The organism is Peptoclostridium litorale DSM 5388 (assembly GCF_900141635.1).
Taxonomy (GTDB): domain Bacteria; phylum Bacillota; class Clostridia; order Peptostreptococcales; family Peptostreptococcaceae; genus Peptoclostridium; species Peptoclostridium litorale.
In genome coordinates this window covers 53721-65060 of the sequence record NZ_FSRH01000016.1, presented here as the reverse complement: position 1 = coordinate 65060, position 11340 = coordinate 53721, and the positions used below count along the sequence as shown (strand labels likewise).

The window sequence follows — 11340 nt, the reverse complement described above, 5'->3', positions numbered from 1 at the left end:
GATGGGAATTAGTACATAGGTAAATGGGAGGGGATGCATTATGAGTGAGATGGACTATAAAAAGCTGCTTTACAGGAAGCAGTTTTTGCTGACATCGCGGGATATAGAAGGGCTTTACAGCTGGAAGCGGCATGAAATATGCAATGGTGAGAAAAAACTTTATGTGCATCCGGATTTGGATTGCATAGAGATTGAAGACGAGCACAGGAGGCTTGTGTTTTTAGGGTACATATTCGATTGGCAAAACCAGGAGTACGGCAATGATAAGATACTCGGGAGAATTTTTGAGGAGAATGAAGGTTTTGACGATCTGCTTAGGGCTACATTTGAATACAGCGGAAGGTTTGCTGCGATTTATGAGGACGAGGGCACTTGCAGGATGTTTCACGATGCGGGAGGCCAAAGAGAGGTCTATTACCATGTCGGAGAAAATGGGGTTTCATGCGCATCCCAGCTGCCCATAATGGAAAAATTCCTGGGGGTGGAGGAAACTGACGATGAACGGGCGATTGCGCTTTACAGGTCCGATGCATTTGTAAGGTCAAAAAAACAGTGGGTGGGAGAGGAAACCATATATAAGGGGGTAAAGGCGCTGAGGCCGAATTTTTATTTGGACATTTTGGGAGGAGATGCTGTAAGATACTGGCCGAAAGAGCCTTTGGAGAGCAGAACGCTTGAATGGGCAAGTGAAAAAGGGGCAAGAATGTTAAAGGGTTTTTTGAAGGCGGCTTATATGAGGAATAATATAATGATACCGGTTACTGCGGGATGGGACAGCAGAATGCTTTTGGCGGCATCCAGGGATATAAGCGATGAAGTTAAGTATTTTATAATAAAATTTCCGTGGATGGACAAAAGCCACGAGGACATAGCAGTGCCCCAAAAGCTTATGTCGAGACTTGGCAAGAGTTTTGAAATAGTCGAATCCGGAGAGAGTGTTGACGAGGGGTTCAAGGACGTCTTTTGCCAAAACACCGCATATTACAGGACGGAAAACCTGGCGGGGATATATAATGTGTTCTACAAGAAATATCCGGAATATATGAGCATATCAAGCCATGTCAGCGAGGTGATAAGGAATTACAGGGGAAGCATTAAATCTCCAAGCGGGAAGGTTTTTTCGATGGAACTGGGATATAAAAATGGGAACGACTATGTGGATAAGATGTGCCAGATTTGGATAGACAAAAACATTCAATTCGCAAAGGAAATGAACATAGATCCTTTTATACTGTTCTACTGGGAGGAGGGCCTGATATGGGAGGCGTCTCACAGGACTGAAACCGACATAGCAATTGAGGAATACTGTCCCTTCAGCTGCAGGACGCTGCTTGAGATATTTGCGTCGGTAGATCATTCATACAGAAACAAGTACACATGCCCTTTGTACAAGAGGATAATGGAAAAGCTATGGTCTCAGGTCGTTTCAGAGCCCATAAATCCGTCTTTAAAAAACACTGTAAAGGGAATTCTTGTCAGCATGGACTGGTTTTATCCGGTAAAGAGGTTTATGAAAAAACTATAGGGGGGATGGAAAATGAAGAAGATACTGTTGGTTTCCAACCATGTTTTCCACTACAGGGTGAAGGTTTACAATTATTTTTATGAAGAATTCAAAAAGAAAGGGTATGAATTTTCTGTTCTCGCTCCAAGCTGGCAGGATGTTGGAATCGAGCCTAAATTCAACCTCCAAATAATAGACACGAGCAGCAGGAAGTATATGGCGTATATATCTAAAATGAGACCGGATGTTGTAATAACATTTTTGCACCTGAAGGACATTGTAATATTCCCGGTGACCCTTTACTGCAGGATGAAGGGGGTTCCTGTGATATATTGGAACCATGGAATAAACCTTGACACTCCCGATGCCAGGTTTAAAAATTCAGTATTCAGGAGGATTCACGATATTTCAGATGCAATAGTGCTCTACTCTCCAAATGAAAAGAAATATGTGAGTGACAAGAATTCGCACAAGCTGTTTGTCGGATACAATACGCTCAATCTTGAGGATGTGGATACAGAAAATATACTTTCAAAGGAAGAGATAAGGCGAAAATATGAGATAGAGCAGGAAGACATAGTGCTATTTGTAGGGCGGATAAAGGAAAACAAAAGGCTCGATGTTCTTCTTGACAATTTCCGCGGCGAGGATGTTGCCGTGGTTGTGGTGGGAAAGGGAATAAGCGACGAGCAAAAGGGCATTATGGATTCTGTTGAGAACTATTACTATCTGGGTGAAATTTGGGATATGGTCGATTTCAACTCCATATTCAACAGCGCGACTGTATTTTCAATACCGGGACATCTGGGTCTGGGGCTCAACGAGGCGTTTTTCTGGGGAAAACCTGTTGTTACAATGAACGTTCACCATCCTCCGGAAGTGTACTATCTTAAAAATGGATATAACGGATTTATGACAGAAGACGGGAAGGAACTCAAGGAAAAGATAATGTACATTATAAGAAATCGGGATGTACTGGGTGAAATGTCGAAAAATGCAAAAGACACAGCTATGGGAACTGCGCACATAAGCAATATGTTTTCTGGTTTTATGGATGCTGTGGATTATGTGCAAAAATAGGCACTTCATTTCCAAACATGTGGCTGAAAGGGCGTGAAAAGGTGTCTAGGATAGGATGGTACTATGAAAGGCTTAAGGCGATGAGTCCGGCTGAGGTGGTCTGGAGGATAGGCCAGAAGAAGGATGAAATTACAAGGCTCAAAAAATATGAAAAAAAAGATTATATTATAACTCAGGCGGACCTTCTCGGAGACGATAGCATGGCCCTTTCCGACCGGAGATTCATACCGGAGGCCTTTTATGTAGACCTTTGGAGGGGCGGGGAATATTTTAAAAGAGGCATTGAGGAAAATGATTTTGAATATGCAGATATGATATGTGAAGGAAAAGTAATTATATTTGGGAAACCGGTGAAGTTTGAAGACGGCATAGACTGGATGAGCGCCTTTTCAAAAGGGATGAGGTGGCCGCTTGAATTCTCTCCAAAACTGGATTTCAGGCAAAGGGACGACATAGGGGATGCAAGGGTCAACTGGGAGCTGGGCAGGCATTTCGAAATGGCGGTACTTGCAAAGGCATTTTATTTGAGCGGAAAATCAAAGTATTTGGAGGTTTTGAAGGGGAATTTTTACGATTGGACCAGTAAAAATCCGTTCATGAAGGGCATAAGCTGGACGAGTCCCATGGAAATGGCTATAAGGGCTTATTCGTGGATGTGGACATATGCATTTTTACATGCATCATTTGGACATTCCGACGACAAGCTTTTGAAGGACTTGAAATGCGCTCTCCTCAATCAGGTTGAATATGTGATGGACCACAGGTCAAGATATTCTTCTGCAAACAACCATCTAATAGTTGAAATGAGCATTGTGTGCATCTGCGCGGTAGTTTTTGGAATAAAAAAATGGATGGATGAGTCCATAGAAGTACTTGCTGGGGAAATAAAAAGGCAGGTGCACTATGACGGAGTGGACAAAGAGCAGGCGGTGCACTACCACAGCTTTGTGATAGAGTCGTATATGCTGTGCATCGCGCTGCTTAAAAAAAATTCAATAAAGTATCCCAGGCATGTCGATGAGATTTTGGACAAAATGTGCCTCTTTTTGAGGGATTTAATGGACAGCGGGGGGAATGTGGTTGAAATAGGGGATTCGGACGAAGGAAGGCTTCTCGACCTTTATTCAGGTAGTACGTTCAACCATTATGAATACGTGCTTCAAGGCTGTTCGATACTCCTTGGAAAGGGGTATTCCCAAATGGAAAAGCTCCAGCCGAATATAAAGTGGATTTTTGAGCAGAATCAAATTTGCAGGGGCATTGAAAAGCTGCCCGTGCAAAAATCGACAATATATGAAATGGGCGGATACACAGTGATAAGGGGTGAGTGTGAAGCGGGAGAAGTCCTTCTGACTTTTGATCACGGTGAGCTGGGATATGGGGCCATAGCTGCACATGGACATGCGGATGCCCTTTCGATCACTTTGAGGCTTGGTGGCAGGGATGTGATTATAGACCCGGGAACTTACGTATACCACACTAAAAGGGAGTGGAGGGACTATTTTAGAAAGACAATAAACCACAGTACGGCAGAACTGAGTGGAAAGGACCAGTCGGACATGAAGGGAGAATTTATTTGGGGGGAAAGGGCAAATGCACAGCTGCTGGAGCATGAGCTTTCGGAAAGTGAAGACTTTGTATCCGCAAGGCATGACGGCTATGCACCACTTATACACCAAAGGGACATACACTATATAAAGCCTTCTAGAATAAGCATCACAGACAGGATATACGGCGGTGAAGGAGAGTGGATTATCACATTCATGCTTTCAAGCGGCGTAAAGGCAGTCAAAAAATCACAAAATGTCGTACAGCTTTTAATTGGCGAAAATGCAAATGCAGTTATGGAACTTGAGTCGGATTGTGACATTCAGGTGCATTTGCAGGAGGAGTGGGAGTCAAAGCACTATATGGAAAAGGTCAAGACCACTGCTATAAGGTGTAAAGGCAAAGCTTATGGAAATCAAATCATAAGCACGCATATAGATATTGGAGCGGGAAATTAGAGTACCCAATATCATAAGAAATATTAAATATAATTATACAAAATGCTAAAATGGGACTTTTGATGGATATGATATTTGCCGAGGTGAACTTATACTATAGACAACGGGAATTCAATAAAAAGTCAAATTCTACTTAATGGAAAATTAAAATTACATATTTTTAGAGTGGATGCCCAATATTAAGGGCATCGGTACATATTATAATTTCGGCCTGCAGTTTATGCAGCTTTGCAATGTCATCCGAAATCTGGGGAAAGCCATGGGCTTATTTAACAGGTTTTTTAAGCGTGCATTCAAACTATTGATGCATGGACAATATTGCAAAATTCCATACACTTGTATTTTGTATGCGCTGTAAATGTATTTTACATTTGAATGCAAATATCAAGTCCTGTCTTTATGATTTTGTGCCTATTTACAATACATCTCTAAAATATTAATTTAGATTTCCACTAAGGGGATTTATAAAATCTCCCGCAAAAAGTATAAGAAGAGGTGGATATCTTGATTAAAAATAGGAAGAAGCTAACATGTTTAGTGTTGTCGTTCATAATGGCAATACCGGGTTCTATATTTGCAGCTGGTTCCGGCGTCGACTATTTTAGCGACGATTTTGGATCAACTTTGTCAAATTGGGAGGTAGAAAGCAGGAATGTGAGTATTGCACAAGACCCTACGGATTCGACAAACAAGGCTTTGAAAATTAAACTTCCAAGAAAAGGAGCTACTTCAGCAAGAGCAATGTACTATGACTGTGCTTCATATTCAAAGACGGTAAAATACAGCTGGAAATTCATGATAGATCCAAGTCATTCAAATGACTCAAGCTGGGAGACTCTTGGGGTGTTCCCCGCAAATTCAGGTTCGAGCATACCGACTGTGGGAGTGGACTACCATGATGGAAAGGTCATAGCATACATATATGACAGCAATACTCGAAAATATATAGATTCAAACCCTGTAAGCGTGTCAAAGGGAGAATGGATAGACCTTGACCTTGAAATAAACTGGTCTGAAGACGGATATTTGAAGGCGAGCATAGACGGTCAGGACGCTACAGATGGGAAAATGTACGGACCTACGGCTGTAAATGAAGACGGAAACTACCTTGAGCTTGGAGTGGTAAGGGAGAGTTCAAGCTATGGAAGCAGCCTTGTGTATTTTGACGACGTACAAATAGAGGCAGACTCTTCGGTAGAGCCGCCGGTAGTAACAGAACCACCGGTAGTAACAGAACCACCGGTAGTAACAGAACCACCGGTAGAGCCACCAGTAGTAACAGAGCCTCCGGTTGAAGAGGAAAGCTCTACTGTATTCACAAGCGGAAAAGCTTACGGAGACATTAAAAACTGGAGCGTTGAAAGTGGAAACGGAAGCGTTGAAGTTGTAGCAGATGAGCAGGACAGTTCAAATAAAGCAGTGAGATTCGAGCTTGACAACGCCTCTTATGCGAGAATGATATATGACAATGGTGAGTCATATGGAGATACGGTTGTATACAAGTGGAAATTCATGGCTGACCCAAGTCATTCAAACACTTCTGGCTGGGAGACCATAGGAGTGTTCCCTGCGAATTCAGGTTCTGAAGCGCCTCCTGTGGGAATAGACTACCATGACGGAAAGATAATTGTATTCCTATATAACAATGAAACGGGAAGATATACAGATTCAAAAGCTGTAAGCATACCTAAGGGAGAATGGGTTGACATTCAGCTTGAAGTCAACTGGTCAAAAGACGGGTATGTAAGAGCCTGGGCTGACGGAAGAGAAGTTACCGACGGAAAGATATACGGGCCTACAGCTGTGGACAATAACGGAAACAGCATTGAGCTTGGTGTAGTTCGTGAAGATGGAGCAGTAGGAAAGAGCCTTGTATATTTTGACGAGCTGGACATAAATGTAATAGCAAGCAGCGGGGATCCAGGAACTCCAGAGGAGCCGACAACACCTGAAGAGCCGATAACTCCGCCAGTAGATCCAGGGACTCCTGAGGAGCCAACAACACCTGAAGAGCCAACAACACCTGAAGAGCCTGTAAGCCCTCCAACAGAGCCGGATCAGCCTCAGTCTACTCCTGATACGTTCTATGATGACTTTGAATCAGGAAGCTTCAACCAGTGGGACGCTCTTGAGGACTACAACGGCCAGGTCGGAGAGATAGTCAAAGATCCTAAGAATTCTGGAAATGACGTATTCAAGGCTTACACATGGCAGGGATACGACAAGAACACAAGGCCTAGAGCCGAGCTTAGAGTCAACATAGGTGAAGACCTTGACAGGGAATACTGGTATTCTTGGAAGTTCATGATAGACGAGAACTACAGCCATGACTCTGCATCCGAGATAATAGGCCAGTGGCACACTCAGCCTGACTATGCAGCAGGCGAAACGTGGAGCAACTGGGTTGATGGAAGCTTTGCACTGGCGCTTGAGATAAGGCCAAACGGAGAGCTTGATTTCGCATCTACTCCTATGGGTATAATAATGAAGAGAACTGGAATATACCCTGAAAAAGGCAAATGGCATACAATGACATGGAAAATAAAACATTCGACTTCAAGCAATGGATATGTTGAAGCCTGGATGGACGGAAAACCTCTTTTCCCAGAAGGGAAGATATACGGAAAGACTTCATACAACAAAGCAGGAAGCTATCTGAAGGTAGGTTCTTACAGATATAACTACACTAGCTGGACAAATCCGGGAACGTATGCAACTGGAGAAAGCTGTGTATACTATGACGATGTGAAGGTTTCTACAAACATGGAAGATGTTGACTTTTAATATCTAGTAAATCCTCTTTAATATAAAACAAAAAGGCAAGTGGCGCTTAAGCGCCACTTGCCTTTTTGTTTTTGGACTTTAATAGACTGAGTCTAGTTAAGCCGTGTGCAGTTTTCATTTTTTAGCTTATCATATTTATTTTTAGACGGGATTAAGGGGTATTAATAATAAAACAGAGTAATATTGTTTAATAGTATTCCAGTCGTGGATGTGTACGCATATGAATTTGATTTTCACGAGTGCGCATGAGAGGGGTCGTATATATGGGGGGACACAGAAAAATGATTACGCCTTGCATTTTAATGATTATCTTTGCTATCCAAAATATGACGGTCCATCCGTCCGATAGGAGCGGAGGATTTGCATATACGGATACGCCGGCAGTCGTCAGCTGTGACACTGAAGATTCAATCGAAATCGAAAATGACTATTCGATACAAAACATTCAAGACTATATAGTTAAAGCAGACGTCTTTTATGACGACTTTGAAGGGGATCTTTCAAAGTGGGACCACCTCGAAAAAAGGAACGCCCAGGGGGGATCTATAAGGCAGGACCCTTTGGACTATGAAAACAATGTATTCATGGCATACACATGGAGGGGAGAAAACCCTTTCATAAGGCCAAGGTCAGAGCTTAGGGTGGATAATTACGAAAAACTCGGCAAGGACTACTGGTATTCATGGAAATTCATGATAGACCCGGATAAAAGGCACAACTCTGCATCTGAAATAATAGGCCAGTGGCACAGCAAGCCGGACTTTGAAGCGGGAGAAACCTGGGACGACTGGGTTGACGGAAGCTTTGCACTTGCTCTTGGACTGGAGCCTTTTACGGATGAGCTTGAATTTTCGGCCACATATATGGACGTGATAGACTTCAAGACCGGGATATTTCCCGAAAGAGGAAAATGGCACGAGATAGTTTGGCATATAAAGCACTCTGTCGAAGGTGACGGATATGTGGAAGCCTGGGTCGACGGCCAGCCGCTTTTGCCGTTCAATGGAGAGGATTACAAGATGTATGGAGAGACTGCTTATAACAATTCAGGAAGTTACCTGAAGATAGGCTCGTACAGGTACAACTATACAAGCTGGACAAATCCGGTTGATTTGGCTGTTGGGGAAAGCTGCATATACTATGACGATGTAAGGGTAGGAAGTGGAATATATGAAAGAAAAAATAAGTAGGTAAAAATAGTATTAACTGCGATTTGGGGATTATTGCTTATATGTTGCCTGTGCTGAATAGGAACTATTGACGTAGGGTATATTTAAATAAAATATTAAAAAAGATTTGTGTTTGAAAAGCGTTCAAAAATACAGTGAAAATCAGTAATGGAAAACAAACCATGACAGACACTTGATTGCAAGAGGAATGTTTTGTATAGAAAAGGGGGATTATTATGAGGGTGAGCATATTTGGTCTTGGATATGTGGGATGTGTTAGCGCCGGATGCCTTGCGGAAAAAGGGCATAGGGTAATAGGTGTTGACGTTAGCGAGAGCAAAGTGAATCAGATCAATTCGGGAAAACCTACAATAATAGAAAAGGATATAGATGTTCTTATAATGAAGGGACATGAAAATGGGCTTTTAGAGGCCACTCTCGATGCAACATATGCGGTTTTAAATACCGACATTTCCATAATATCTGTGGGAACTCCAAGCACCAGAGAAGGGCACTTGAATCTGGATTACATATTCAAGGTGGCCGAGGAAATCGGAGAGGCGCTCAGGGAAAAGGAGGAGTTCCATGTAATAGCCATAAGGAGCACAGTGCTTCCGGGAACGAATGAAAAGGTCGGAGCGGTGATAGAGGAATTTTCAGGCAAGAAGAGGAATGAGTCGTTTGCGCTTGTTTCAAATCCTGAATTTTTGAGAGAGGGAAGCGCCGTTAAAGATTATTTCAATCCCCCTATAACACTTCTGGGGTCGGACGACAAAAGGGCCATAGATGCCATGGAAAACCTGTACAGCAATATCTCAAGTGAATTTGTCGAAACAGACATAAGGGTTGCGGAGATAATGAAATACGTAAACAACACATACCATGCTCTAAAGATAGTGTTCGCCAATGAAGTGGGCAACATATGCAAATCCCAAAACATTGACAGCCACAAGGTCATGGACATATTCTGCAAGGACACCCAGCTTAACATATCGCCCTATTATTTCAAGCCTGGATTTGCATACGGAGGCTCTTGCCTTCCTAAGGATACGAAGGCCCTTATGACTCTTGCGAGGGACAATTACGTTAAAATCCCTGTGATAGAGCATATTATAGACAGCAATGAGCACCAAAAGGACAGGCTTGTTGAAATAGTAATTGAAAAGGGAAAGAGAAACATAGGGTTTTTGGGGCTAAGCTTCAAGCCCGGAACTGATGACCTTAGAAACAGCCCCATGGTAGACGTTGTGGAAAGGCTGCTTGGAAAGGGCTTCAACATAAACATATACGACAAGAATGTAAAGCTGTCTGAAATAACAGGCACCAACAAGGAATATATAGAGAGCAAGATTCCTCATCTTCAACATTTCATATCCAGCGATCTGGACGAGGTCGTAAAGGCGAGCGATGTAATAGTGGTCGGTCACAGGGCGGTCGAATTCGAGGATATCCCGGAGAAATACACAGGCAGGGTAATAATAGACCTTGTGAGAATGTGGAATGGCATTGAATATGACGGAAGCTACGAGGGCATAAGCTGGAGCAACATAAATGCCATAGAGGGGCTTTCGAAAGCAGGGGCAAGGTGATGATATGGACAGAAAAGTTCTCATAATAGTGGAAAACCTGCCTGTCCCTTTTGACACGAGGGTCTGGCAGGAGGCCACGACCCTTGTGAAAAACGGATATACCGTATCGGTGATATGTCCCAAGGGGAAGGGCTATATAAGTGAATATGAGCTTTTGGAAGGGGTTCACATATACAGGCACGACCTTCCGAAGGAGGGCAACGGATTTGGGGGCTATGTCAGGGAATATTCGGCAGCTCTGAGGGAAGAGACAAGGCTTGCGCAGAAGGTGTATGAGGAGGTTGGATTTGACGTTATTCACGGATGCAACCCGCCCGACAACATATTTCTTGTGGCAAGAAAATTCAAAAGCAGGGGAGTGCATTACATATTCGACCACCATGACATCTGCCCGGAGCTGTTTTATGCAAAATTCAAAAAGAGGGGAATGCTCTACCAGTCGCAGATAATGCTTGAAAGGCTGACATACAAAAACGCCTGCATGGCTTTTGTCACAAACGAGTCATACAAGAAAATAGCCATAGAAAGAGGGGGCATGAGCCCGGAGAGGGTTTTTGTCCTAAGAAGCGGGCCGAGACTCGAAAGGCTAAGGATAATGCCTCCAAAGCATGAGATAAAAAGAGGAAGGCGCTATATGGTTGGCTACGTTGGCGTGATAGGCCAACAGGAGGGCATGGACTACCTTCTGGATGCAGCGCACCACATAAAAAACCATATGAAGCGGGACGACATATTCTTTGGAATAGTGGGGGGAGGACCATACCTGGGGGAGGTCAGAAAAAGGACAGCAAACATGGGGCTTGACGACATGATTGAATTTACCGGAAGGGTGAGCGACCAGGTGCTTCTCGAATATCTCAACACCGCGGACATATGCGTAAATCCGGATGAATACAATGACATGAATGACAAATCGACAATGAACAAGGTGCTTGAATACATGGCCCTAAAAAAGCCCATAGTCCAGTTTGATCTAACAGAAGGGAGACATTCTGCGGGAGGGGCTTCGCTCTACGCAAAGCCAAACGATTCGAAAGACATGGCGCTCAAGATAGTCGAGCTGATTGACGATGAAGACAGAAGAATTCGAATGGGAGAGCTCGGGTATCAAAGGGTCGTAAACGAGCTTGGCTGGGAGCATACCAGCAAGGCACTTATTGAAGGATACGAGTATTTTTACAGAAATATAAAGGGGAAAAAATAGAAAG

7 protein-coding genes are annotated in these 11340 nt (G+C 43.3%); all 7 read left to right on the top strand.

Annotated elements, in window-relative coordinates; translation table 11 throughout:
• Positions 1 to 40 precede the first annotated feature (40 nt).
• The 7 genes from BUQ87_RS13165 to BUQ87_RS13135 all read left to right on the top strand — a co-directional run bounded on the left by BUQ87_RS13165 (position 41) and on the right by BUQ87_RS13135 (position 11336).
• Positions 41 to 1525: an asparagine synthetase B family protein gene (locus BUQ87_RS13165; protein ID WP_038266445.1), complete on the top strand. Its 1485-nt coding sequence runs from the start codon at positions 41 to 43 to the stop codon at positions 1523 to 1525.
• Between the two features lie 12 nt (positions 1526 to 1537).
• Entirely contained in the window at positions 1538 to 2584 is a 1047-nt protein-coding gene (locus BUQ87_RS13160; RefSeq protein ID WP_038266441.1) for a glycosyltransferase family 4 protein, read from the top strand.
• Positions 2585 to 2625: 41 nt separating this feature from the next.
• On the top strand, positions 2626 to 4590 hold the full coding sequence (locus BUQ87_RS13155; protein ID WP_038266440.1) for a heparinase II/III family protein: 1965 nt from the start codon (positions 2626 to 2628) through the stop codon (positions 4588 to 4590).
• A 504-nt stretch (positions 4591 to 5094) separates the two neighbouring features.
• On the top strand, positions 5095 to 7374 hold the full coding sequence (locus BUQ87_RS13150; RefSeq protein WP_038266438.1) for a heparin lyase I family protein: 2280 nt from the start codon (positions 5095 to 5097) through the stop codon (positions 7372 to 7374).
• Positions 7375 to 7676: 302 nt separating this feature from the next.
• The gene (locus tag BUQ87_RS13145) at positions 7677 to 8564 is read left to right on the top strand and encodes a heparin lyase I family protein (protein WP_159434340.1); all 888 of its coding nucleotides are present in this window, start codon (positions 7677 to 7679) and stop codon (positions 8562 to 8564) included.
• A 215-nt stretch (positions 8565 to 8779) separates the two neighbouring features.
• Positions 8780 to 10132 (top strand): nucleotide sugar dehydrogenase, encoded by a 1353-nt coding sequence (locus tag BUQ87_RS13140; protein WP_038266433.1) that lies wholly within the window; start codon positions 8780 to 8782, stop codon positions 10130 to 10132.
• A 4-nt stretch (positions 10133 to 10136) separates the two neighbouring features.
• Positions 10137 to 11336: a glycosyltransferase family 4 protein gene (locus BUQ87_RS13135; protein WP_038266431.1), complete on the top strand. Its 1200-nt coding sequence runs from the start codon at positions 10137 to 10139 to the stop codon at positions 11334 to 11336.
• Positions 11337 to 11340: the final 4 nt, after the last annotated feature.